This is a genomic window from Pseudomonas sp. Rh2 (assembly GCF_040762985.1).
GTDB lineage: Bacteria > Pseudomonadota > Gammaproteobacteria > Pseudomonadales > Pseudomonadaceae > Aquipseudomonas > Aquipseudomonas taiwanensis.
In genome coordinates, this window is record NZ_CP142890.1 from 3,541,793 (window position 1) to 3,565,293 (window position 23,501).

Genomic DNA, 23,501 nt, shown 5'->3' on the forward strand with positions numbered 1-23,501 from the left:
GTCGACTACCCTCATGGGTAAATGATTCAGAGTTTCTGGCTGTGCGCGCCTCGCTTTTTTTGGAACTCCCCGTTCCTGCGCCCTCTCCCACTCTAGAGACCCGCGAATCGTTTCGGAGCCCGCCATGGCCAAGCCCCTGCAGGAGTACCAGCGCAAGCGCGACTTCAACGCCACCCCCGAGCCGGCTGGCAAGCGCGCACGCGCACGCCCCGCCCATGGGCTGCAGTACTGCATTCAGAAGCATGACGCCAGCCACCTGCATTATGACTTTCGCCTGGAACTCGATGGCACCTTGAAAAGCTGGGCGATCCCCAAGGGCCCCTCACTCGACCCCAAGGTCCGGCGCCTGGCTGTGCATGTGGAGGATCACCCGCTGGACTACGCCAATTTCGAAGGCCACATCCCCGAGGGACACTACGGTGCCGGGGACGTGATCGTCTGGGATCGGGGCATCTGGGAGCCCGAGGGCGACCCGCGCGAAGCCTATGCCAAAGGCAAGCTGCGCTTTGCCCTGCAAGGCGAGAAGCTGTCGGGTGTCTGGAACCTGTTCCGCACCCATCTGGCCGGCAAGAAAGAGCAGTGGATGCTGGTCAAGTCCCATGACGACCAGGCCCGCAGCGAAGCCGATTACAGCATCGTCGAGGCCCTGCCGGACAGCGTGCTCAGCGACCGTACCCTGCTGCCGCGGCGCCCGACCAACGCCAGACCCGCCAAGCCCAGGCGCAAGGCCAAACCCAGCGCCCTGCCGGACAAGCTTCAACCCCAGTTGGCCACCCTGGTCGATTCGCCTCCCAGCGGCGACTGGCACTATGAAGTGAAGTTCGATGGCTACCGCATCCTGGCCCGCATCGACGCAGACGATGTGCGCCTGTTCACCCGCAATGGTCACGACTGGAGCGCCAAGCTATCGCGCCAGGTCGAGGCACTCAAGGCGCTCGGGCTCGATTCGGCCTGGCTGGATGGCGAGATGGTAGTGGTCGACGAGAACGGCGGCACCGACTTCCAGGCCCTGCAGAACGCCTTCGACACCGAACACGACGACAACATCACCTATTACCTGTTCGACTTGCTGTACCTGAGCGGCAAGGACCTGCGTGAACTGCCCGTGCAAGACCGCCGGGCAACCCTGGCCAAACTGCTTGAGCACAACACATCGGACACGCTTAAGTTTTCCGAGGACTTCAACCAACCGGTCGACTCACTGCTCGCCAGCGCCTGCCGGCTCGGACTGGAAGGCCTGATCGGCAAACGTGCCGACAGCGTCTACATGAGCCGGCGCAGCAGCGACTGGATCAAGCTCAAGTGCAAGCAGCGCCAGGAATTCGTGATCGTTGGCTACACCGATCCCAAAGGCAGCCGTCACGGCTTCGGCGCCCTGCTGCTGGCCCTGCACGACAAAGACAGCGGCCAGTTGCGCTACGCCGGCAAGGTAGGCACCGGTTTCAGCGCCGCCACCCTGGCGAGCATCCGCGACCGTCTGAAACCACTTCAGACCGCCACGCCACCCTTGCCCAAGCCGCCGACCGGGGCCGATGCCCGCGGCGTGCACTGGCTAAAACCGCGCCTGCTGGCCGAGGTCGCCTACGCCCAGATGACCCGCAGCGGCATCGTGCGCCACTCGGTATTCCACGGCCTGCGCGACGACAAGCCTGCAACCGCCATCGACCTGGAGCGCGCCGTGCCCGCCAAGACCGCAACGACGGCTCAGCCGAACGGGCTGGGCAAATTACGCCTCACCCACCCCGAACGTGTCATCGACCCGACCAGCGGCACCACCAAACGCCAGATCGCGCAGTACTACGCACAGGTCGCCGACTGGCTGCTGCCACAACTCAAGGACCGTCCCGTTGCGCTGGTTCGCGCACCGGACGGTCTTGACGGTGAATTGTTCTTTCAGAAGAACGCCGGTCAGTTGCACATTCCCCATGTCGTCAGCTACAGCAAGGCCGAAGCCGGCCAGGCGGCGATGGTGCTCAACCGCGCCGACAGCCTGCTGGGAGCGGTGCAGATGAACATGCTGGAACTTCACACCTGGAACGCCACCGACAAGGACTTCGACCGCCCCGACCGCTTCGTCCTGGACCTGGACCCTGACCCGGCACTGCCGTGGAAAGCCATGCTCGAGGCCACCCAGCTGACCCTCACCCTGCTCGATGAGTTGGGCCTGAAGACGTTCCTCAAGACCAGTGGCGGCAAGGGCATGCACCTGGTCGTGCCGCTGACCCGCAGAGCCGGATGGGAGCACGTGAAGGAGTTCAGTCACGCTATCGTCGAACACATGGCGAACCTCTTCCCGGATCGGCTCAGCGCCGTGTCCGGGCCCAAAAACAGGGTGGGTAAGATCTTCATCGACTACCTGCGCAACGGCAAAGGCGCCACCACCGTGGCCGCCTATTCGCTGCGCGCGCGCGAAGGCCTGCCGGTGTCGGTACCGATCTGGCGCGAGGAATTGACGCAGCTCAAGGGGGCCAACCAATGGAACATCGGCAACCTGCACGAACGGCTGGCGCAGGTGGACGACCCGTGGGCCGAGATGAGCAAGACCCGGCAGTCGATCACCGCACGCATGTGCAAGCAACTGGGGCTCGCTTGATGGGGGGGCTGATCGACCTGCTGCAATGGCCGGCGATGCTGCTCACGCTCGCAGCGGCCTGGTGCATCGGCTCGCGCCAACCCCGTCGGCGACGCATGGGATTCTGCTGCTTCATTGGCAGCAACGTGCTCTGGGTGGCATGGGGCTGGCAGGTGCAAGCCTGGGCATTGATCGTCCTGCAGTTCTGTCTGTGCGCCATGAACCTGCGGGGGTGGAAGAAGAATGTGCAAGGAGGGAGCAGCCCATGAGTCTCGACCCGGATTTCGACCCAGGCCATCTCGACCGGCTGCTGCAGCGCTTCGGCGCACGACCGCGCCCTATCGACCTGGCAGGCTCGCTGCCAGCGCTGTTGCATGCCTTGCAGGCCGACCACCTGGACTTGCTGCCGCTCCCAGGCCAAGGCAAGACCCTGCAACGCTGGCAAGCCCTGGCGCGGGTGGCGGCTTGCGATCTAGGTCTGGCGAAACTCTACGAAGGCCATACCGATGCCCTGGCGATCCTTGCCGAATGTGGCGCGGCGCAGCTTACGCAAATGGGCATCTGGGGCGTTTGGGCGGCCGAACCGCCGAATGCCCGGACCCACATCGTCCAGCGCACTGGCGATCAGGTACGCCTGCAAGGACGCAAGGCCTGGTGTTCGGGCGCGCTGCAAATCGACCGTGCGCTGATCACCGCCTGGGCACACGACCAGCCACAGCTGGTCGTCATCGAGATGGCGCACCCCAGCCAGCAGGTTCAGGCCGATCACTGGCAAGCCGTGGGCATGGCCCATACCGCCAGTGTCACCGTCACATTCGACGACTCGCCGGGGCTGGCCGTCGGCTTGCCGGGTCAATACCTGTCGCGACCGGGCTTCTGGCACGGCGGCGCAGGCATCGCGGCCTGTTGGTACGGTGCGGCCGAGGCGCTGGCCGAGTACCTGCGCGAACAGTGCCGCAAGCCTCGGCCCGATCCGCACGCCGACGCTCACCTGGGAGCGGTCGATGCCGCCTTGCAGGGGGCCCGCGCCGCGCTTCGCGAATGCGCGGCCTGGATAGACAGGCACCCCCAGGCCGACGCCAGCGTCGAGGTGCGCCGTACCCGCGCCCAGGTCGAGCAGGCGGTCGAACAGGTCATTCACCACGTTGGCCGGGCACTGGGCGCTACGCCGTTCTGTCATAGCAGCCACTTCGCCCGGCTCAGCGCGGACCTCCCGGTCTACCTGCGTCAAAGCCACGCCGAACGAGACTTGGCCGAATTGGGCCGGCAAGTGACCCACCTTCCGCCAGGAGCATGGCACTTATGAGCGAAAACTTGATTCAGGCAGCCTCCGGCACGCCGTGGAGTGAATGGCAGCATTCCGCGCACCTGGCACGCGCGAGCTGGCTGACGCCCGAGCAGCTGTGCCCTCCTGGCCGGCGCCTGGTGCTGCTGGCGCCGCATCCAGACGACGAAATCCTCATGGCGGGCGGGCTGCTGGCGAGCTTTCGCGGGCGCGAAAACGAGCTGGTGCTGATATCCGCCACCAATGGTGAGGGCAGCCACCGCGATTCCGCGTACTGGACCGAGCACCGCTTGCGTCACCAGCGCCCGCTGGAGAGTCGACATGCCTTGCAGCACCTGGACCTGGACCTCACCCGCCTTGACTGGCGACGGCTCAACCTCAAGGACGGAGCCCTGCCGCGCGATGAAGCCTTCCTGGTCAACCACCTGGAGCAGCTACTGGAACCCGACGACCTGTTGCTGACCACCTGGCGCGGCGACGGCCACTGCGACCATGAGGCCGCTGGCCGCGCCGGTGCGCGGGCGGCCCTGTCGCGCCGGGCACAACTGGCCGAAGCGCCGGTGTGGGCCTGGCACTGGGCCGAGCCTGACGACCCTCGCCTGCCCTGGCCTCGGGCGCATCGCCTGCAGGTGGACGAAGCACGCCTGGCACGCAAGCGGGAGGCCTTGGCCGCGCACGCCAGCCAACTGCAGCCCGATGGCGATCGTCCTCCAGTGCTGCCAGCGCCTTTGCAGACATGCCTACTGCAACCCTTTGAACTGCTTTTCCTATAAGGAGTCGCCATGAGCCTCGACGCGCAGTACTTCGCCGAGTTGTATGCCGCCAGCGATGACCCATGGGCCTTCCGCACCCGCTGGTACGAGCGCCGCAAGCGTGACCTGGTGATGGCCTGCCTGCCTCGCCAGTGCTACGCGCGCATCTTCGAACCGGCCTGCGCCAACGGCGAGCTCAGCGTGCTGTTGGCCGAACGCTGCGCCAGCCTGCTGTGCCAGGACATCGACAGCACCGCCGTATCCCTGGCTCGCCATCGCCTGACGGGCGCACCCCACGCCCTGGTCGAACAGGGGCACTTGCCGGGCGACTGGCCAGGCGGGACATTCGACCTGGTGGTACTGAGCGAGATCGGCTACTACCTAGACCCGACCGACTGGCTGCAAGTGATCGAACAATCGGTGGCGAGCCTTGCCAACGAGGGGGGGTTGCTCGCCTGCCACTGGCGCCATCCTATCGCCGGTTGTCCGCAAGATGGTCGCGAGGTACACGCCCTGCTGGCCCGTCACCTACCGCTCTACCCCCTGGTGCGCCACGAAGAGGCGGACTTTCTGCTCGAATACTGGTCATGCCAGCCCAGCGTGGTGGACCTGCAAGAGCGCTGCCAATGATCGCCGTCATTGTACCCGCCCACAACGAGGCCCGGCGCCTGGGACGCTGCCTAAGGGCGATCAAGGCTGCGGCTGCACGCGCTGAAGCGGCTGGACTTGCCGTTGAGGTGCTGGTGGTGCTGGACCGCTGCAGCGACACCAGTGCGCTTATCGCCCACCGCCATGGCGTGCAAACCCTTGCACTGCAAGCCGGTAATGTCGGCATTGCCCGGCGAGCGGGCGCGGCGCGGATGATCGCCCGGGGCGCCCGCTGGCTGGCATTCACCGATGCCGACAGCCGCGTTCCGGAGCACTGGCTGGTGTCGCAACTGCAATGGCATGCCGATGTGGTCTGCGGCACGGTGCACATCGAGCGCTGGCACCCCTGGCACAGTCACGCGCTGCGCGAGCTGTACCGTAGCGGCTACCAGGCCCTGGAGGGTCATCGGCATATTCACGGAGCCAACCTCGGCGTGTGTACCGAGGCCTATCAGCACGTCGGCGGTTTCCAACCGCTACCGGCCCATGAGGATGTGCAGTTGGTGCTGGCGCTGGAAGCCAGTGGCGCGCAGATCGTCTGGACCGCAGAACACAGCGTGGCGACCAGCAGCCGGCGGGATGGCCGGGCGAAGGGCGGCTTCGCCGACTACCTCACTCGCTTGGAACGTCAGCTGTGATGACGGCGCGCCAGGGTCTGCGCAAGACCCCGGCTTTTACGACGCAACCCATTGAGCGCTGGGTATTTCGTGCACCCTGTCTGCTCGTTCGAAAGTGAGTGGAGCAATCGCCTGCTGCCTGATCTCACACGTAAACACAGTCTTTTCTGTGTGAACAAACGAGGTTCAAGACCATGGCTAACGAACAAGATAAAAGTGGACAGCAAGGTGGTACCTCCCAGAACGCCCAGGGCAGCCGCCCCAACGACCCTGGCCGCACGTCCGAGGCAGGACAAAAAGGTGGCCAAACGACCGGAGGCAGGCCTGAGGAGCGGCAGCAGGGCGGCCAGGGATCGTGGGAGGACAAACCGCGTGGCGACCTTGAGCGTGCGAGCGGTGCGAATCAGCAAGGCGCAAAAGGTGGGCATGGGGCCGACACCCAATCCGACAATCGCCGTCCCCAGGACATGGACGACAACTCACAAACCGTCCAGGACGAAGACAGCGGCATGACCGACGACAACCGCTAAACCACGTAGGCCGAGGCGAAGGATCGCCTTGGCTCTGGGCCTACGCATGACATGCCATCGCCGCACAGTCCGAAAAATAAGACTCAGCGCTCCCACGGAGGTCAGATTCTGTAGATCCTCGTGGAGTCAACACCATGAAATTCGCGCAGTTCTGCCAATGGCTTTCCCACCATGCCGGTAAACCGAGCACCTTCTTCACCGCTCTATTGCTGATCGCCCTGTGGGCTGCAACCGGACCATGGTTTCACTACAACGATACCTGGCAACTGATCGTCAATACGTCGACGACGATCATTACCTTCCTGATGGTCTTTCTTATCCAGAACACCCAAAACCGCGACAACGACATCATTCATGTGAAGCTCGACGAGCTCATCCGCGCCACGAAATCGGCTCAACGCTCGGTGCTGGACCTCGAGGACCTGGACAACCGGCAGATCCACAAGCTGCGCGAAGCTTACCAGGCCATGGGCTGCCAGGGTGAAAACGAAACAGACAGCCCTGAGGCGCCACCCCGGGATGCAGCTGGCGACGACGCGCAGCGCTGATCCCAGGCGCCGTCGCGCTGTAGCCGGCGGCCGGGGGAGTACCACTCGTCGAGTCGACTGCACATCGGAGCCAACGCGCCGCGGGCCGGTGTTTCGAACAGGTATGAGCCTTCTCAACCGCAGGAGTTTTTACCATGCACCCCTACCCTACTCCCCCCTTTCCCTCCCAACCGCAAAACGTGCCAGGTTCGCAACGAAAAATGGACCCGTATCCCGACTGTGGCGAGCAGTCCTATACCGGTCACGATAGACTGAGCGGGAAGGTGGCGTTGATCACCGGAGCCGATAGCGGTATTGGCCGGGCTGTGGCCATCGCCTATGCCCGCGAAGGCGCCGACGTTGCCCTCGCGTATCTCGACGAACACGAAGACGCCAAGGAAACCGCGCGCTGGGTGGAGAACGCCGGTCGACAATGTCTGCTGCTGCCGGGAGACCTGTCCCAAAAGCAAACTTGCCGTGACATCGTCGAGAAGACCGTCAAGCAGTTCGGTCGAATCGATATCTTGGTCAATAACGCGGCGTTCCAGATGTCCCACGAGACCTTCGAAGAAATCGACGATGACGAGTGGGTGAAGACCTTCGACACCAACATCACCGCCATCTTCCGAATTTGCCAGGCGGCCTTGCCTTCCATGCCCGAGGGCAGCTCGATCATCAATACCAGCTCGGTCAACTCCGACGACCCCTCGCCAAAACTACTGCCCTATGCCACCACCAAGGGTGCCATTGCCAACTTCACGGCTGGGTTGGCGCAGCTGCTCGCCAAGCGTGGGATTCGCGTCAACAGCGTAGCCCCAGGCCCGATATGGACGCCCCTGATCCCGGCCACAATGCCGGACGAAGCTGTCAGGAACTTCGGTTCTGGCTATCCCATGGGGCGGCCAGGTCAGCCTGTCGAGGTCGCACCAATCTACGTGCTGCTTGGCTCGGATGAAGCCAGCTACATCAGCGGGTCGCGCTATGCTGTCACCGGGGGTAAACCGATCCTGTGAGAAACGCAGGCTCGCCTTTGCGGCGAGCCTTGCCACCCAACCACAGGGCCCATTTCAGCGTTTGGGTCGACCCTGTCCACGCGCGGCTTTCTGAGCGGTGGAGTCGTGGGAGGTACCCGTCGAGCCGTCTGGACGTAGTGCGTCGTTATCCCTCTCCTGCTCGCCTTTGGGGTTTTGCTGGGTGTCAGTGTTTTGCGACGGGTCTGCCTTGCTCATGCTGCACTCCTATCCCTTGCTGTGTTCGGGGGACGTTGGTCCGGTGCCGCGCTTGATTCCGCGCGGCCCGGCCACGCCCCAGAGGGCGAGCCCGACTATCGGCAGCGCCACGAGAATCAAGGACCACACCACCTTGGTCGTATCTGACTTGTCGCTACGAAAAACACTCACGATTGCCCAGAGGTCGACCAGCAGGATGATCACGGCGACGGCAATCCAGAAGTAAGTCACAGGGGCATTCATGGCGCGCTCTCCTTCTTTGTGCGCAACTGGCCGCATCGCTGTGCAGCGATTGCTGCCTATTACACAGAGGAAGCCGCCAGTGGCAACAAGTTCAGGCCGATCCGTATGCAAGGGATGATCGGGGCCAACGAACGCTGAACCAAATAGCCCTGGATGGCGTCCACCGCACAACAACAGACGAGTCGATCCCCTGATGGAAACCGAACCTGTATTGGCCACGCTCGGCTATCTCAAGGATCATCGGTTGATCCTGACCACAGCTGAGTCCTGCACGGCGGGTTGCATGGTGGCCTTGTTAGCGGCAGTGCCCGGCACCGGAGAAGTACTCGAAAGCGGGTATGTGGTCTATTCCCCGACTGCCAAGAAACGCTTGCTCGGCGTCGCCCCCAGGACCATCGAACGATACGGCCTCACCAGTGAGGCAGTGGCATGGGAAATGGCCCTGGGCGCCCTGCGCGACAGCGACGCCAATGTGGTCATCGCCACCACTGGCGTGGCCGGGCCCGAGCCACAGGACGGTGTTGCGCCAGGCACCCTGTGCTTTGCCTGGGCATTCGCCGGGGAACCCGTGGCTGTTTTCACACGAACCCAGCGGTTCTTCGGAGATCGCTCCGAGGTCATGCAGCAAGGCGCGCTATTCGGGCTGACCCGGCTCGCGCACTACCACCAGCGCTGGCTTCGCGGCGAGCGCGCCTGAGGCTTACTTCTCGCTCGGCGTCACCAACACTGTCTCGCTGCTGTCGAGCACGAACACGGCCATCAGCTTGGCGGGCTTGCTGTCGCTGGCGTTGGCGCTGACACCATGAAACGCCCCTGGCGCCTCGTACCAGTTTTCACCGGGTTTGTAGACCTTGGCTGGTTCACCATTCACACTGCTGCGTACTTCACCTTCGAGCACCGTTGCATAGATGAACGCGGATTTCGGGTGTCGGTGGGCTGGGGACGCGGCGCCCGGGGCATAATCGACGATCACCCCGCGCATGCTCTTGCCCGGCACGTTCGGCAGTGGGTGGTCAAAGACCACGGTGACTTTACTGACCGGCCGTTCGGCGGCCAGTACCGGGGTGAGGGTCAGCGCGGTGAACGCGGCGACCAGGAGAGTGCGACTGAACATGGCGAAGCTCCTTCTGTTCGGTAGGGGTTGCATGGGTTCACTGGCGCGCCAGCCAGTCTTCAAAGCGTGTCTTGCCAAGCCGCGCCCCCTTGCCAGGGGTCAGCGACTTGTCATCGAGTTCGGCGCCGAAGTAGCGTGCGTGGACGTCCGCCACCACCTTGCGCGCATCGCCTTTGCGCCGCAGGAAACGGCGTACCAACTCATCCAGCGGAGTGGCTTGGGGACCGGCGATCTCCAGCGTGCCATTGGCTGGCGCCGCCAGCGCGACGTCGGTGAGCGCCTCAACCACATCGTCCGCCGCCATGGGTTGGAACAGTGCCGGTGACAGGCGAATCTCCTCACCCACCGCTCCCGACTGGGCAATGCCTTCGACGAACTCGAAAAACTGGGTGGCGCGCACCACGGTGTAGGGCACCCCAGACTGCTCGATCAGCGCCTCTTGAGCGACCTTGGCACGGAAATAGCCGTTTTCCGGCAACCGCTCGCTGCCCACGATCGACAGCGCGACATGGTGTCCGACCCCTGCCGCCTTCTCGGCGGCCAACAGGTTACGGGTGGACGTCTCGAAGAACGCGAGTACGGCCTGGTCCTCCCAGGACGGCGCGTTGGCGACATCCACCACCACATCCGCCCCGTTCATCGCTTCGGCCAGCCCCTCGCGGGTGATGCTGTTCACCCCTGTGCTCGGTGCTGCGGCGACGGCCTGATGGCCTCGCTCGCGCAGGCCGTTGACAAGCTTGGAACCAATGAGACCGGTGCCTCCGATGACCACGATTTTCATGGCGCTCTCTCCGCGTGCTCGACCGCAACCTTTGCCGTCGTCAGGCATGCAGTGTGTGCCGTCGCCGCGGCAAAAGCCTTGCTGGCAGGCTGGATTTGCCTCCAGGCACGCTTGAATTTGCGTCCAAACCGTTCAAACCGCGCCCAAGCATGTGCAGCCGGCGATGCGCTGCCGTATCATCGAACAACCCCATGAACAGTCGCCTCGGACACCGAGCCTAGGGCGCGCGCGAGGACATCACGTGCCATTCGAGTTTGACGACTATGTGCTCGACGAGCAGCGTCGGGAGCTGACCCAGCGCGGACAGGCCGTGACCATCGGCCCGCAGGTGTTCGACCTGCTGCTGCAACTGGTCAGCCACCGCGACCGGGTGCTGGGCCGCGATGAATTGCTGGCCCGCGTGTGGAACGGCAAGATCGTCTCCGAGTCGACCATCACCAGCCATATCAATGCCGTGCGCAAAGCCATCGGCGATACCGGTGAGGAACAACGTCTGCTGCGCACCGTGCCGCGCAAGGGCTACCGCTTCGTGGCCCGGGTCCGCGAAGCCTGCAGCACCGAAGCGCCTGTTCCCACCGGGCCTGTGAGCGCCCCTGTCGGGCCCAGCCTCCCCGAGAAACCCTCGATCACGGTGCTGCCGTTCCAGAACCTCAGCGGCGACCCCGAACAGGACTACTTCGCCGATGGCATGGTCGAGGACATCATCGCCGCCCTGTCGCGCATCCGCTGGCTGTTCGTCATCGCCCGCAACTCAAGCTTCACCTTCAAGGGCCAGCGTGTCGACGTGCAACAGGTCGGCCAGGCCCTGGGCGTGCGCTACGTCCTCGAAGGCAGCGTGCGCAAGGCTGACAAACGGCTGCGCATCACGGGCCAGCTGATCGACGCCACCACCGGCGAGCACCTGTGGGCCGAGCGTTTCGAGGGACGGCTAGACGACCTGTTCGAGCTGCAGGACCAGATGGCTGAAAGCGTGGTGGGCGCCATCGCCCCACAGCTGGAACGGGCCGAGATCGAGCGTGCCAAACGCAAGCCGACCGACAGCCTGTGCGCCTACGATTACTACCTTCGCGGCACGGCGAAGCTGCACAACGGCACCCGCGAGGCCGTCGACCAGGCGCTGCCCTTGTTCTACCAGGCCATCGAACGGGACCCTGATTTCGCCTCGGCCTATGGCATGGCAGCCTGGTGCTACTTCTGGCGCAAGCTCAACGGCTGGATGGGTGATCGTACCCAGGAAATCGCCGAGGGTGCGCGCCTGGCACGCCTGGCCGTGGAGCTTGGCCGCGACGATGCCGTGGCGCTCACCCGCGGTGGGCATGCCCTCGGGCACCTGGCAGGTGACCTGGACGGTGGCATCGCCCTGCTCGATCGGGCGCGCCTGCTCAATCCCAACCTGGCGCCTGCCTGGTTCCTGGGCGGGATGCTGCGGGTACTGCGGGGTGAGACGCAGACCGCCATCGACAACCTCAACCACGCGGCACGGCTGAGCCCGCTGGACCCCGAAATGTTCCGCATGGAGGTGGGCATGTCGTTGGCGCATTTCTTTGCCGGGCGCTTTGACGAGGCGGTGGAGTGGGCGGAGAAGGCACTGGGGAATCTGCCCAGCCTGCTTGCGGCGGTGGCCCTGCTGGCCGCCAGCCATGCGCTCAGCGGGCGCATGGACAGCGCGTACAAAGCCATGCTGCGCTTACGCGAACAGGACCCTGGGTTGCGGGTTTCGGCGTTGCGCCAGTGGATGCCAATTCATCGCGACGAGGACTTGGCACTGTTTGCCGAGGGCCTGAGGCTAGCCGGGCTGCCAGAGTGATCGCCCGATCAGGGCATCGCGCGTTTGGGGTTCGATAATCGCACACTTTTCCACGCGAGGCAGCGCTTCGAATTGACGTAATTAACCACCTGGTACAAACATAAGCACATCCAAAAACAACAAAGTGATGCTGCTATGAAGCCCCTCATCCTGGTACTCAACGGCCCCAACCTGAACATGCTGGGCACCCGTGAACCTGCCCAATACGGTCGTGAAACCCTCGCCGACCTCGCCCAGGGTTGTGCTGACAGCGCCCAGGAACTGGGCCTGGACCTGGAGTTTCGCCAAACCAACCATGAAGGTGAGCTGATCGACTGGATTCATGCCGCCCGTGGCCGCTGCAACGGCATTCTGATCAATCCAGGCGCCTGGACCCACACGTCGGTGGCTATCCGCGACGCCTTGGTCGCCAGCGAATTGCCGGTAATCGAGGTGCACCTGTCGAATGTCCACAAGCGCGAACCGTTCCGCCATATTTCATTCGTCTCGTCCATCGCCGTCGGTGTGATCTGTGGCCTTGGCAGCCAGGGCTATCGCCTGGCCCTGAGTCACTTCGCGGAACTGTTGCAGGAGCAGGCAGCATGAATCAGCAAGCCATCCTTGCCGGACTGATCGGCCGTGGTATTCAACTGTCGCGCACCCCTGCCCTGCACGAGCACGAAGGTGATGCCCAAGCCCTGCGTTACCTGTATCGCCTGATCGACGCCGACCAGCTGGACGTCCAGGACAGTGCGCTGGCGCAATTGCTTGAGGCGGCGCAACTCACAGGCTTCACCGGCCTCAATATCACCTACCCGTTCAAGCAGGCGATTCTGCCACTGCTCGATGAGCTGTCGGATGAAGCGCGCGGCATCGGCGCGGTCAATACCGTGGTGCTTAAGGACGGCAAGCGGGTGGGACACAACACCGACTGCCTGGGCTTCGCCGAAGGTCTGCGCCGTGGGTTGCCCGACGTCTCACGACGCCAGGTGGTGCAGATGGGTGCCGGTGGTGCAGGATCGGCGGTGGCCCATGCCCTGCTGGGTGAAGGGGTCGAGCGACTGGTGCTGTTCGAGGTCGATGCTGCCCGCGCACAAGCGCTGGTGGACAACCTCAACGCGCACTTCGGCGCGGGCCGTGCGGTGGTAGGTACGGACTTGGCTAGCGCGCTGGCCGAGGCCGATGGCCTGGTGAATACCACGCCCGTGGGCATGGCCAAGTTGCCGGGCACCCCACTGCCTGTAGAGCTACTGCATGAGCGGCTGTGGGTGGCGGAAATCATTTACTTCCCGCTGGAGACCGAACTGCTGCGCGCAGCACGGGCGCTGGGCTGCCGTACGCTCGATGGCAGCAACATGGCCGTGTTCCAGGCGGTGAAGGCCTTTGAGCTGTTCACCGGGCGCCAGGCCGATGCGGGACGGATGCAAGCGCATTTCGCCAGCTTCAGCTGAATCGGCCGCCCCCTTCATCGTCGGCAAGCCGGCACCCGCACCAACCCGGTAGGTGCCGGCTGCCGGCGATGAAAGCCGACACATTGCCATCAGCCCTTCTCATCCAGCAACGCCCTGATCACCCGCGCCTGACCGTCATAATCACCCTCGCCAAAGTGCACATGCCGCACCTGCCCCTTGCGATCGACGAAATAATGGGCGGGCCAGAACTGATTGCCCCAGGCATTCCAGACCTTGTAGTCGTTATCCACCGCAACCGGATACTCGATACCAAGGCTGGCAACCTTCGACTTGAGCGTCCCCACATCATGCTCGTAGTCGTATTCCGGGGTATGTACGCCCACCACGACCAGCCCCTGGTCGGCGTACTGGCGCGCCCATTCGTTCACATGCGGCAAGCTGCGCTGGCAGTTGATGCAGTCCCAGGTCCAGAAATCCACTAGCACCACCTTGCCCTTGAGCGCCGAGGCGTCCAGCGGTGGCGAGTTGAGCCACTGGTTGGCACCGGCCAGCGACGGCATGGCCCCAAGATCGTCATGGGTCCAGGGCTTCGCGGCTAGGCCCAGGCCTACCAAGGCCAGGGCCACACCGCCTATCTTCAGCCAGTGGCGCCGATCAATTCTCATGGCAACCGCCGGTAGCGTACGTACGGTACTGCACGCTCTGCTGCTGACCTTTCGAATCGAGGTAGTCCATGCGGGTGTTCACCAGGCCGCAGGCATTGCCCTGGTCGTCCTGTACCGACAGCACTTTCTTGATATCGAGCGTGTCGCCGTAGCGGTACTGCATGACACCGGCATCGCTCATCGGTGCCGTGGCGGCCTGGGCGGCGATAGTGCCGAGGCTCAGCACGGCGAACAGGCTGGCGCTGGCGAAGGTCTTGAAGTTCATGGCATCTCTCCTGTGCAACGTTCAGGTGTGGGGAGTGTTGCTCCCCGGTCGAGAGCCATTTCACCGCTGCCAGGTATCCTGGATGTGTCGTTGCACGTTGCTATATGCCTCTTCCTGTATCTGAGTCCGGTACAGTGACGCATTGAAAAATCAGATAAAATCCTTTAAATACATGATGTTAAGGAATAATCCAGCACCCGAGATGGGCGCCAATCTTGTACAAACGGATACAATGGCATCAGGACGTCACGTATGCATTTTGAGAAAGACCCTCGTCTGCTCTGCCATCTCCAATGCGTCATCGACTTCGATGCCTAGGCTCTGTGTGAAACGTCTTGAGACGAAGGTCAGGCAAGGCGAAAACAGCCGAGGAAGCGGAGTTTACGGGTTGTAAATGAGCATTCCGAGGCTGTTTTCAACGCAGCATCACCGAGTATCAAGGCTTTTCGTACAGAGCCTACGGGCTTGCTCCCGGGAGGACCGCGCTGAACGGCCCCTCCTGGGCCGCAGCGCTTGACGGGCATCCATGCCCGTCACCTCCCTCCGCAAGCCCTACGCTCGGCCTACTGACGTCGCAATTTGCCGCGTCTGGGATATCGCGCATTAAAAGCAAAAGCGGAGCATGAAATACCAAACCCGAAAAACAACAACAACAACAACAACAACAACAACAACTGAACCAGCCGTACATTAAATATTCAAACTACAAAATTCGAGCCGGACTTTCTTCTACTTCGCTTTGCTCTTGCTTCTGGCGCGCGGTAGTTCAGGCGCCACCTGGTGCGACTTCAGGAGGCCGAGCGCAGGGCTTGCGGAGGGAGGTGACGGGCATGGATGCCCGTCAAGCGCTGCGGCCCAGGAGGGGCCGTTCAGCGCGGTCCTCCCGGAGCAAGCCCGGAGCGAGGGAACCCCGGAGCGCAGCGCAGGGGCCGGATGATAGGAGCCAGACTTTTTTGGTTACTTTTTGGGGCGTCTGCCAAAAAGTGACCCGCTGTAAGAGCGGAAAGGTGATTGAGCGTCACCTTGGCAAATGGATATGCTCACGCATCCAGAAACCAAAACTTCAAACTTCAAAGCACAGATTTAAGGGCGGCATTCAGATAGCGTGAATATCCATTCGCCATGGAGGCGCTCACTCACCTTTTCGCCTTTACGGCGACCTACTTTTGCTCTTGGGCAAAAGTAGGCAAAAACCGCTGGCTCCTATCATCCGGCCCCTACGCTTCGCTTCGGGGTTCCCTCGCTACGGGCTTGCTCCCGGGAGGACCGCGCTGAACGGCCCCTCCTGGGCCGCAGCGCTTGACGGGCATCCATGCCCGTCACCTCCCTCCGCAAGCCCTACGCTCGGCCTACTGACGTCGCAATTTGCCGCGTCTGGGATATCGCGCATTAAAAGCAAAAGCGGAGCATGAAATACCAAACCCGAACAACAACAACAACAACAACAACAACAACAACAACAACAACAGCTAAACCAGCCGCATATTCAACATTAAAACCATAAATGCGAGGCAAATTTTCTTTTGCTTCGTTTTGCTCTTGCTTCTAGCGCGCGGTAGTTCAGACGCCACCTAATGCGACTTCAGGAGGCCGAGCGCAGGGCTTGCGCAGGGAGGTGACGGGCATGGATGCCCGTCAAGCGCTGCGGCCCAGGAGGGGCCGTTCAGCGCGGTCCTCCCGGAGCAAGCCCGGAGCGAGGGAACCCCGGAGCGCAGCGCAGGGGGCGGATGATAGGAGCCAGACTTTTTTGGTTACTTTTTGGGGCGTCTGCCAAAAAGTGACCCGCTGTAAGAGCGGAAAGGTGATTGAGCGTCACCTTGGCAAATGGATATGCTCACGCATCCAGAAACCAAAACTTCAAACTTCAAAGCACAGATTTAAGGGCGGCATTCAGATAGCGTGAATATCCATTCGCCATGGAGGCGCTCATTCACCTTTTCGCCTTTACGGCGACCTACTTTTGCTCTTGGGCAAAAGTAGGCAAAAACCGCTGGCTCCTATCATCCGGCCCCTACGCTTCGCTTCGGGGTTCCCTCTCTACGGGCTTGCTCCCGGGAGGACCGCGCTGAACGGCCCCTCCTGGGCCGTAGCGCTTGACGGGCATCCATGCCCGTCACCTCCCTGCGCAAGCCCTACGCTCGGCCTACTGACGTCGCAATTTGTAGCGTCTGGGATATCGCGCATTAGGCTCTGTCTGAAATCCCAAGAAACTGAAATGTGGCCCCCGGAACAGCCGGGGTTCTGTACAGTCGCCGGCCATCTGCGGAAAGGAATTCTGTGATGGCAAAGCGTTATGAACTCTCGGATGAGGCGTGGGCAGTGGTCGCCGACCTCTTTACGGCGGCCCACGTCAGGGGCAGGCCCCGCAGCAGTGATCGCTTGATGCTCGATGGTGTGCTCTGGGTGCTGTGCTCAGGAGCAGCCTGGCGAGATATGCCCGAGCGCTTCGGGTCTTGGGCGACGGTCTATCACCGCTTCCGGGTCTGGCGAAACCGCGGAACATTCGATCAGATGCTCAGACGATTGCACCTCAGACTCAATGACAAAGGCTTGATCGATCCCCACACCTGGATGATCGATTCGACCGCTGTTCGAGCAACCCGTGCTTCATCTGGAGCGCGGAAAAAAGGGGGCCTGACGAGCCTACCGATCACGCTCTAGGCCGCAGTCGCGGCGGACTGACAACCCAAATTCATATGCTCTGCGATGCCAACGGAATACCGTTGCGCTTCCTTCTCTCCGGCGGCCAAGCCAGCGACATCAGCTATGCCCAGCCGTTACTTGATGATGTCAGCATCCCGACAAACCAGCGTGGTCGTCCACGCAAACGATGCAAATGGTTGCTGGCTGACAAAGGCTACGACGCCGAGGCCTTGCGCCGTTACTGCGATCGATATCGGATGCAGCCGGTCATTCCGCTGCGCTCAATGAAACGCAAGCCCAAACCCGCCTTGCCAAGACTGTTTGACCGCCCAAAATATCGACAGCGCAACATCATCGAACGCATGTTCGGCTGGCTAAAAGAGAACCGCCGAATCGTCACGCGCTTCGACAAGCTCGCAAAAAGTTATGCCGCAATGGTCTCGCTGGCTTGTGTCATGCGGTGTATGCGACGGCTTTTTTCAGACAGAGCCTAGGGCCATAGGCATCACTGATGTCCGCTTGGGGTCGGTTAGCGACGGTCTGCCCTCGACCGTCGCTTTGGATGATCAGACCTCCGTCTGCTCTGCCATCTCCAAGGCATCGTCGACTTCAATCCCCAGATATCTGACGGTGCTTTCAAGCTTCGTATGGCCAAGCAAGAGTTGGACTGCCCTCAGATTCTTGGTTCTACGATAGATAAATGAGGCCTTCGTTCGCCGCAGCGTGTGGGTGCCGTACAGCGTCGGATCAAGGCCAATGGCTGTCACCCAGGCTTTCACTATTCGAGCGTATTGCCTGGTGGAGAGATGATCTGAACCATGTAGCCGGCTCGGAAACAGGCAGTCCTCGCTACGGAGATGAGCCTGATGCATCCAGGCTTCCAAAGCCATACGGGTTTGCTCGGTGATCTCAAATTGCACGGGATGGTGAGTTTTCTGCTGCATCACGATCGCTCGTGACGACACATGCTCTCCATGGGCTACGTCCCGTACACGAAGCTTGGTTAAGTCGCAGGCTCGCAGCTTGCTGTCGATTGCCAAGTTGAACAACGCCAGATCCCTAGATTTCTCCGCGATCTGGAGCCTTACCCGGATGGCCCAGATATCTCTGAGTCGGAGCGGAGCTTTCTGCCCGACTAGCTTTCCCTTGTTCCATGGGCGATGGGTGTAGATAGCAGCGGTTTTCATGGGTTGTCCTCCGCGTTAGGGGAGAACAAGGGTGAACTCGATACGGTGGACGGTCGCTAACCGACCCAAAGCAGACCTCCGACATGGACCGCTCTCGTCCAAAAGCTGTAGTTCATGACCTATCGAATACGCAGTGTTAGATAATTCCCATTTCTTCAGGCCAGGTTTCCACTTCAAGCTTTTTCGCCGTCTCAATCAAGCAATTTATTTCCGCGTTAGATGCGTCGTTCAGTTCAGCAGCAATTGCCTCAAGCGCCGCTACGTCATCATCGTTTTCGACATTATGCCGGTCGTCAATATGTTTGCAGGCAAGGATCAATGCCCGTGCGATGGTTTCCATGTAGATCTCCAACAAACACGCAACGGTTGTAGAAGTAGTAAAGGGTCATTCGGATACCGCAGAGCGTAGCATTCGAAGAGCGGATGGGCAGCTTCTGGCCGATTGCTGCCCTCCGCGAAGGGCAGCTATGGGTCGATAGCGGCCATTCCTGCTCGGCCCTAGCGTATCTAGGCGGAGACCTTCGAAAGACGGTCATATTCACGGTCACACTGTTCGCCAGCTATTCGGGCACGGTCATCAGCTGTCGACAGTTCTCCCGATCACTCAGCCCGTGCGAGCAGGTCGCAGAGTACCCTGGCGGCGCGGGTGGCTATCGCACACTAGTTACAGTGCTGATCCGGCAATCGCTAACCTAGTGCCGTGGGGGCAAATCCTTCCCGGGAGCCTTCGCTATGGACACGGAGCAGGTGGCCAGAAATCGACTCAACCAGTGGGCTCCGCCAGCAGCCAATGGCGCTCCACCTCTTCTGGATGAGCGCCATGGTCTTGGGCGTGGTGGTAATTGCGCATGGCATCAAAGGACTTTTGAATCAGCTGCTCGCCAGCCTCGACCATCCCTATAAAGCTGTGCTTATCCACGGTACCGCTCCGATCATCTGACCAGCGCATTATAGGACTTTCCTCGGCACTGTCCGGCGAATCCAGCATGGTCATTGCGCAAACTCTCTCGCTCAATGATCCACCCAAGCAAAGGGGCCGGAGGGTACTCTTGCACACTTTCAATGGAAAGTTAATCAGCCTCTTTGGGCAATTTAGTTTTCCAAAGCGAAACCACAACCCCACCCAGCAGAAGACCTATTGTCACGCTTAAAGATAGCTCTGCCGGAACCTTACCAACTATATCATGAAGGAAAATTTTTGCGCCAATGAATACGAGCACCAGTGCCAACGCATACTTCAGATAAACAAAACGACTTATCATGGCTGCCAGCGCAAAATAAAGGGCTCGCAAACCGAGAATGGCAAAAATATTAGATGTATAGACTATGAAAGGATCTTGGGTAATGGCAAATATAGCAGGCACACTATCAACAGCAAACACCAAGTCGGCGCACTCGATAAGAACAAGCGCAAGGAAAAGCGGCGTCACCCATAAAACATTTTTACCTCTTGCGTCTGGCAAGCTCACCAGAAAACTTTGCCCGTGCAGCTCCTTGGTAACGCGGAGATGACTGCGCAAATACTTGACAAAACGGTTATTTTCTAGATCCGGGGCATGATCGACTCGCGCAAACAGCATTTTTATACCCGTAAATACTAGGAAAGCACCAAACAAGTAGAGCACCCAACTGAATTTCGCGATGAGCGCCGCACCAAGGCCGATCATGATAGCTCTCAGTACGATCACCCCCATGATCCCCCAGAATAGGACCCTATGTTGGTACTGCCGTGGTATCGCTAGAAAGCTAAATATTAGCGCGATCACAAAAACGTTATCCATGGACAAGGATTTCTCAATCAAGAAACCTGTCACATAGTCCAAACTGGCATCGCTTCCCTTCTGGAAATAAACCCAAATTGCGAACAGCAGCCCCATGCCAATATAGCCTGCAGAGAGCATTAGACTTTCTTTGACCCCAATCTCACGATTGCCGCGATGAAGAACTCCTAGATCAAGAGCCAACAGGGTCAAGACAACGGCAAAGAAAGACAGCCAGAGCCATAGTTCAGTACCAAAAACATCTTGAGAGAGATAAGCACTGAGGGCAGACATAGGCCCCTCCTCGACAGTCGTAGTTTAACAACTATGACTCCGACATGGCGGCTGTTAACCGTCAGAGGGGCCCGGCGTCACAAGCCAATATTTTATCGAGGCTTTTAAGCTCGCAAGTAGAATTGATTTACAAAACATGTCAGAACCAAATTAGATAATCTACAGAAAATTGATAAAAACATTATCGAGATGGATTTTGATAGGGCGTTCCTATTAGCTATCCCCGCCAATCGCACAGGCAGGGCTACCAGCTGAACTCTATGTATTTGAAGTGGAAGCCATCAACAGCCGCATCCGATGTCCGGGTGGTTAATCACCGCTCTCAGCAAAAGGACATTTTCATGGAGGCCATGGCTAGGGTCTTTATGAAAAGTCTTGAGACGAAGGTCAGGCAAGGCTGTTTTCAACGCAGCATCACCGAGTTTCAAGGCTTTTCGTCCAGAGCCTAGCCCTTCTCACTGGCCAGCACCGGCAAGACATTCTCTCTTTCAGGTTCAAAGACGAGGTGGAGGGTTTCCTGCAGGTAGTTAAGTCGAAGACAGGAGCCAGGCTCAGGATCAGCATCACGCTGGGGCGCATAGGCCTGAGCCTAGTTGAGGTGATACGACGTTGTCGTGACAGGGTAGTTGCAAAACAGCTGGCGCACCATCACCGAACAGTCGCTCGCGTCAAAGCGGGCGCAACGATCATGCCAGACACCATCAGCAAAGAGTTCGCGGCAGCTCGAGACCGGGCGGTAGCGAAGCTGGGTTTGGTACTGGGGAACAGCCCACCGCCATTCCATGAACAGGGGTCGTTGGCTGCACGGCTCCCTGAACAAGAAGGCCGGGATGCCCAGCGGCGACTCGGACACCATATTGCCAAAATGACCGATATGTACCTCGATAGCCGGGGCTCTGCAGGGATCGATTTCGCCTGGTTTTGTATTTTAGTTTTGGGGATATATTGGGGGAAGATTTCTGGAGACCAGTTAATCTCCTTTAAATTCAGTACCTTAAGCCAGTTGCTATATCTGGTACAGATACACTGCAATACAAAGCGCCGCAGGCAAGTACGCAAAGGCTCGGTACACTGCGCCCAACCCTTCTGAACAGGAACGCTTTAGATGGAACACGTCGATCACATCCTGGTCGTCGACGATGACCGCGAAATCCGCGAGCTGGTCGGCAACTACCTGAAAAAGAGCGGCCTGCGCACCAGCATCGTTGCCGATGGCCGGCAGATGCGCGCCTTCCTCGAAGCCAACAGCGTCGACCTGATCGTGCTCGACATCATGATGCCCGGTGACGACGGCCTGCTGTTGTGCCGCGAACTGCGTGCCGGCAAGCACCGCAATACCCCGGTGCTGATGCTGACCGCCCGCAACGACGAGACCGACCGCATCATCGGCCTGGAGATGGGCGCAGACGACTACCTGACCAAGCCCTTCTCCGCCCGCGAACTGCTCGCTCGCATCAACGCGGTGCTGCGTCGGACCCGCATGCTGCCGCCCAACCTGACCATCAGCGAAAGCAGCCGCCTGCTCGGCTTCGGCCAGTGGCGCCTTGACACCACCGCACGTCACTTGCTCGACAGCGAAGGCACCCTGGTGGCGCTCAGCGGCGCCGAGTACCGCTTGCTGCGGGTGTTCCTCGACCATCCGCAACGGGTGCTGAGCCGCGAGCAGTTGCTCAACCTTACCCAGGGCCGCGAGGCGGACATCTTCGACCGCTCCATCGACCTGCTGGTCAGTCGCTTGCGCCAGCGCCTGGGCGACGACGCTCGGGAGCCCAGCTGCATCAAGACCGTACGCAGCGAAGGCTACGTCTTTTCACTGCCCGTGCAGCTGCTCGAGTCACCCTCATGAAATGGCCCCGCACCCTGGCCTCGCGCCTGGCCCTGATCTTCTTCACCGGATTGGTACTGGCCTATGGGCTGTCGTTCAGCCTGCAGGCCTATGAGCGGTTCGTCAGCAGCCGCTCGATGATGCTCAGCAATCTGGAACAAGACGTCGCCACCTCGGTAGCCATCCTCGACCGCCTGCCTGCGGCCGAGCGCGCCAGCTGGCTGCCTCGCCTGGAGCGGCGCACCTACCGCTACCGGCTCGACCCGGGGGAGTCGGGCGAAGCGATGCCAACCGAGAACCCGCCGATGGCCGCCGATTCGATCGTAAAAGCCATCGGCCATGACTACCGCCTGACCTTCCAGGATATCCCTGGCCCGAATGCGCACTTCCAGGTCCATTTACGCCTGGCGGATGGCGCGCCCTTGACCATCGATGTCACGCCGGCACCGGTGCCCATGGCTACCTGGCTGCCAACGGTGCTGCTGATCCAGTTGCTTGTCCTGTTGCTGTGCACCTGGATGGCCGTGCGCCTGGCCATCGGCCCACTGACCCGCCTGGCCCAGGCCGTAGACAACCTCGACCCGGACAAACCTGGCGTGCAACTGGACGAAAGCGGCCCGCGAGAAGTTCGCTACGCCGCGGCTGCGTTCAACGCGCTGCAGGCGCGAATCGCCGCTTACTTGAAGGAGCGCATGCAACTGCTGGCCGCGATCTCCCATGACCTGCAAACCCCCATTACCCGCATGAAGCTGCGGGTCGAGGTCATGGACGATGGCGCCGATAAGGACAAGCTGTGGAGCGACCTCAACGCCATGGAGCATCTGGTGCGTGAGGGCGTCGCCTACGCCCGCAGCATGGACAGCAGCACCGAAGCGCCTTGCCGGATCAACCTCGACGCCTTCCTCGACAGCGTGGTGTTCGACTATCAGGACAGCGGCGCCCAGGTCGCCCGGCATGGCACCACCGATAGCCTGCTGGAGACCCGTCCCCATGCCCTGCGCCGGGTGCTGGTGAACCTGATCGACAACGCCCTCAAGTTCGCTGGCGCCGCAGAGCTGGAAGTGTCCCGCGAGGGCGGCAGTACGCTGATCCGCGTGCTCGATGACGGCCCCGGCATTCCTGCTGATGAGCTGGATGACGTGCTCAAGCCCTTCTACCGGGTGGAAGGCTCGCGCAACCGCAGCACGGGCGGCACCGGGCTGGGCCTGGCGATCGCCCAGCAGCTGACCCAGGCCATGGGTGGCCAGCTGACCCTGAGCAATCGCGCCTCTGGCGGGCTGTGTGCCCAAATCGAACTGAAGTGAGTCTGGCCAGCGCCCGCGCTGGCCCATGACTTTGCCCACGATCCAGATCGCTACAGTCCGAT

Annotated in this window: 26 protein-coding genes and 1 pseudogene; 17 read left to right on the plus strand and 10 right to left on the minus strand. The window is 61.1% G+C overall.

The genetic code is table 11. The features are described from left to right. Positions 1 to 124 precede the first annotated feature (124 nt). From ligD to VXM67_RS16030, 9 genes are all read left to right on the plus strand, one after another. Positions 125 to 2,593 carry a DNA ligase D gene (gene ligD, locus VXM67_RS15990; RefSeq protein WP_367237157.1) on the plus strand — a complete coding sequence of 823 codons (2,469 nt, stop codon included), beginning with the start codon at positions 125 to 127 and terminating at the stop codon, positions 2,591 to 2,593. Further along, positions 2,593 to 2,841 carry a hypothetical protein gene (locus tag VXM67_RS15995; protein WP_023381015.1) on the plus strand — a complete coding sequence of 83 codons (249 nt, stop codon included), beginning with the start codon at positions 2,593 to 2,595 and terminating at the stop codon, positions 2,839 to 2,841. Before ligD ends, VXM67_RS15995 begins: the two co-directional genes overlap by 1 nt. Then, on the plus strand, positions 2,838 to 3,878 hold the full coding sequence (locus tag VXM67_RS16000; RefSeq protein ID WP_023381016.1) for an acyl-CoA dehydrogenase: 1,041 nt from the start codon (positions 2,838 to 2,840) through the stop codon (positions 3,876 to 3,878). The genes VXM67_RS15995 and VXM67_RS16000 overlap by 4 nt, the downstream gene beginning before the upstream one ends. Next, positions 3,875 to 4,630 carry a PIG-L deacetylase family protein gene (locus VXM67_RS16005; protein ID WP_023381017.1) on the plus strand — a complete coding sequence of 252 codons (756 nt, stop codon included), beginning with the start codon at positions 3,875 to 3,877 and terminating at the stop codon, positions 4,628 to 4,630. Before VXM67_RS16000 ends, VXM67_RS16005 begins: the two co-directional genes overlap by 4 nt. A 9-nt stretch (positions 4,631 to 4,639) precedes the next feature. Continuing rightward, positions 4,640 to 5,239, plus strand: a complete 600-nt coding sequence (locus tag VXM67_RS16010) for an SAM-dependent methyltransferase (RefSeq protein WP_023381018.1) — start codon at positions 4,640 to 4,642, stop codon at positions 5,237 to 5,239. Then, positions 5,236 to 5,895 (plus strand): glycosyltransferase, encoded by a 660-nt coding sequence (locus VXM67_RS16015; protein WP_023381019.1) that lies wholly within the window; start codon positions 5,236 to 5,238, stop codon positions 5,893 to 5,895. The genes VXM67_RS16010 and VXM67_RS16015 overlap by 4 nt, the downstream gene beginning before the upstream one ends. A gap of 173 nt (positions 5,896 to 6,068) precedes the next feature. Next, positions 6,069 to 6,404 (plus strand): stress-induced protein, encoded by a 336-nt coding sequence (locus tag VXM67_RS16020; RefSeq protein ID WP_367237158.1) that lies wholly within the window; start codon positions 6,069 to 6,071, stop codon positions 6,402 to 6,404. Between the two features lie 134 nt (positions 6,405 to 6,538). Then, complete coding sequence (locus VXM67_RS16025) at positions 6,539 to 6,952, plus strand: low affinity iron permease family protein (protein WP_027906756.1); 414 nt, start codon at positions 6,539 to 6,541, stop codon at positions 6,950 to 6,952. A 134-nt stretch (positions 6,953 to 7,086) separates the two neighbouring features. Further along, entirely contained in the window at positions 7,087 to 7,944 is an 858-nt protein-coding gene (locus VXM67_RS16030) for an SDR family oxidoreductase (protein WP_027906757.1), read from the plus strand. A 54-nt stretch (positions 7,945 to 7,998) separates the two neighbouring features. Here the strand turns inward: VXM67_RS16030 and VXM67_RS16035 are convergent, their stop codons facing one another. Both VXM67_RS16035 and VXM67_RS16040 read right to left on the minus strand, forming a co-directional pair. Continuing rightward, positions 7,999 to 8,160 (minus strand): hypothetical protein, encoded by a 162-nt coding sequence (locus VXM67_RS16035; RefSeq protein ID WP_167332792.1) that lies wholly within the window; start codon positions 8,158 to 8,160, stop codon positions 7,999 to 8,001. Between the two features lie 9 nt (positions 8,161 to 8,169). Continuing rightward, positions 8,170 to 8,403, minus strand: a complete 234-nt coding sequence (locus VXM67_RS16040) for a PLD nuclease N-terminal domain-containing protein (protein ID WP_023381023.1) — start codon at positions 8,401 to 8,403, stop codon at positions 8,170 to 8,172. A gap of 193 nt (positions 8,404 to 8,596) precedes the next feature. Here VXM67_RS16040 and VXM67_RS16045 point away from each other — a divergent pair, with 193 nt between their 5' ends. Next, entirely contained in the window at positions 8,597 to 9,100 is a 504-nt protein-coding gene (locus VXM67_RS16045; protein ID WP_104881616.1) for a CinA family protein, read from the plus strand. Positions 9,101 to 9,103: 3 nt separating this feature from the next. Here VXM67_RS16045 and VXM67_RS16050 read toward each other — a convergent pair whose 3' ends face one another. Together VXM67_RS16050 and VXM67_RS16055 are read right to left on the minus strand one after the other, a co-directional pair. Continuing rightward, positions 9,104 to 9,517, minus strand: a complete 414-nt coding sequence (locus VXM67_RS16050; RefSeq protein WP_023381025.1) for a cupin domain-containing protein — start codon at positions 9,515 to 9,517, stop codon at positions 9,104 to 9,106. A gap of 37 nt (positions 9,518 to 9,554) precedes the next feature. After that, on the minus strand, positions 9,555 to 10,298 hold the full coding sequence (locus VXM67_RS16055) for an SDR family oxidoreductase (protein ID WP_104881615.1): 744 nt from the start codon (positions 10,296 to 10,298) through the stop codon (positions 9,555 to 9,557). Between the two features lie 241 nt (positions 10,299 to 10,539). Between VXM67_RS16055 and VXM67_RS16060 the strand changes: the two genes are divergently transcribed. The 3 genes from VXM67_RS16060 to VXM67_RS16070 all read left to right on the plus strand — a co-directional run bounded on the left by VXM67_RS16060 (position 10,540) and on the right by VXM67_RS16070 (position 13,535). Continuing rightward, the gene (locus VXM67_RS16060) at positions 10,540 to 12,105 is read left to right on the plus strand and encodes a winged helix-turn-helix domain-containing protein (protein ID WP_023381027.1); all 1,566 of its coding nucleotides are present in this window, start codon (positions 10,540 to 10,542) and stop codon (positions 12,103 to 12,105) included. 135 nt (positions 12,106 to 12,240) lie between these two features. Continuing rightward, entirely contained in the window at positions 12,241 to 12,690 is a 450-nt protein-coding gene (gene aroQ / locus VXM67_RS16065; protein ID WP_023381028.1) for a type II 3-dehydroquinate dehydratase, read from the plus strand. Next, positions 12,687 to 13,535 carry a shikimate dehydrogenase gene (locus VXM67_RS16070; protein ID WP_023381029.1) on the plus strand — a complete coding sequence of 283 codons (849 nt, stop codon included), beginning with the start codon at positions 12,687 to 12,689 and terminating at the stop codon, positions 13,533 to 13,535. Before aroQ ends, VXM67_RS16070 begins: the two co-directional genes overlap by 4 nt. 89 nt (positions 13,536 to 13,624) lie before the next feature. Here the strand turns inward: VXM67_RS16070 and VXM67_RS16075 are convergent, their stop codons facing one another. Both VXM67_RS16075 and VXM67_RS16080 read right to left on the minus strand, forming a co-directional pair. Then, positions 13,625 to 14,161 (minus strand): thioredoxin family protein, encoded by a 537-nt coding sequence (locus tag VXM67_RS16075; RefSeq protein WP_027906759.1) that lies wholly within the window; start codon positions 14,159 to 14,161, stop codon positions 13,625 to 13,627. Continuing rightward, the gene (locus VXM67_RS16080; RefSeq protein ID WP_027906760.1) at positions 14,151 to 14,426 is read right to left on the minus strand and encodes a DUF2790 domain-containing protein; all 276 of its coding nucleotides are present in this window, start codon (positions 14,424 to 14,426) and stop codon (positions 14,151 to 14,153) included. Before VXM67_RS16080 ends, VXM67_RS16075 begins: the two co-directional genes overlap by 11 nt. Before the next feature lie 2,280 nt (positions 14,427 to 16,706). On the opposite strand from VXM67_RS16080, the gene VXM67_RS16085 reads away from it, so the two are divergent. Continuing rightward, positions 16,707 to 17,563, plus strand: a protein-coding gene (locus VXM67_RS16085) for an IS5 family transposase (protein WP_367237159.1) whose coding sequence is annotated in 2 segments (ribosomal slippage) — positions 16,707 to 17,055 and positions 17,055 to 17,563 — 858 coding nt in all. Because the reading frame shifts where the segments join, the coding sequence is not laid out codon by codon here. Positions 17,564 to 17,635: 72 nt separating this feature from the next. Here VXM67_RS16085 and VXM67_RS16090 read toward each other — a convergent pair. The 4 genes and pseudogenes from VXM67_RS16090 to VXM67_RS16105 all read right to left on the minus strand — a co-directional run bounded on the left by VXM67_RS16090 (position 17,636) and on the right by VXM67_RS16105 (position 20,310). Next, complete coding sequence (locus tag VXM67_RS16090) at positions 17,636 to 18,256, minus strand: tyrosine-type recombinase/integrase (protein WP_367237160.1); 621 nt, start codon at positions 18,254 to 18,256, stop codon at positions 17,636 to 17,638. 136 nt (positions 18,257 to 18,392) lie between these two features. Continuing rightward, on the minus strand, positions 18,393 to 18,596 hold the full coding sequence (locus tag VXM67_RS16095) for a hypothetical protein (RefSeq protein ID WP_023380915.1): 204 nt from the start codon (positions 18,594 to 18,596) through the stop codon (positions 18,393 to 18,395). Between the two features lie 352 nt (positions 18,597 to 18,948). Beyond that, a pseudogene (locus tag VXM67_RS16100) lies at positions 18,949 to 19,175 on the minus strand (hypothetical protein). Between the two features lie 151 nt (positions 19,176 to 19,326). Further along, the gene (locus tag VXM67_RS16105; protein WP_027907057.1) at positions 19,327 to 20,310 is read right to left on the minus strand and encodes a TerC family protein; all 984 of its coding nucleotides are present in this window, start codon (positions 20,308 to 20,310) and stop codon (positions 19,327 to 19,329) included. 688 nt (positions 20,311 to 20,998) lie between these two features. On the opposite strand from VXM67_RS16105, the gene VXM67_RS16110 reads away from it, so the two are divergent. Genes VXM67_RS16110 through VXM67_RS16120 form a run of 3 tightly spaced genes read left to right on the plus strand, consistent with a single transcriptional unit; the run spans position 20,999 to position 23,439 of the window. After that, a complete protein-coding gene (locus tag VXM67_RS16110; protein ID WP_177429844.1) occupies positions 20,999 to 21,400 on the plus strand; it encodes a hypothetical protein in 402 nt (133 codons plus the stop codon). A 15-nt stretch (positions 21,401 to 21,415) separates the two neighbouring features. Further along, the gene (locus VXM67_RS16115; RefSeq protein WP_023381041.1) at positions 21,416 to 22,156 is read left to right on the plus strand and encodes a response regulator; all 741 of its coding nucleotides are present in this window, start codon (positions 21,416 to 21,418) and stop codon (positions 22,154 to 22,156) included. Continuing rightward, the gene (locus tag VXM67_RS16120) at positions 22,153 to 23,439 is read left to right on the plus strand and encodes a HAMP domain-containing sensor histidine kinase (RefSeq protein ID WP_023381042.1); all 1,287 of its coding nucleotides are present in this window, start codon (positions 22,153 to 22,155) and stop codon (positions 23,437 to 23,439) included. Before VXM67_RS16115 ends, VXM67_RS16120 begins: the two co-directional genes overlap by 4 nt. Positions 23,440 to 23,501: the final 62 nt, after the last annotated feature.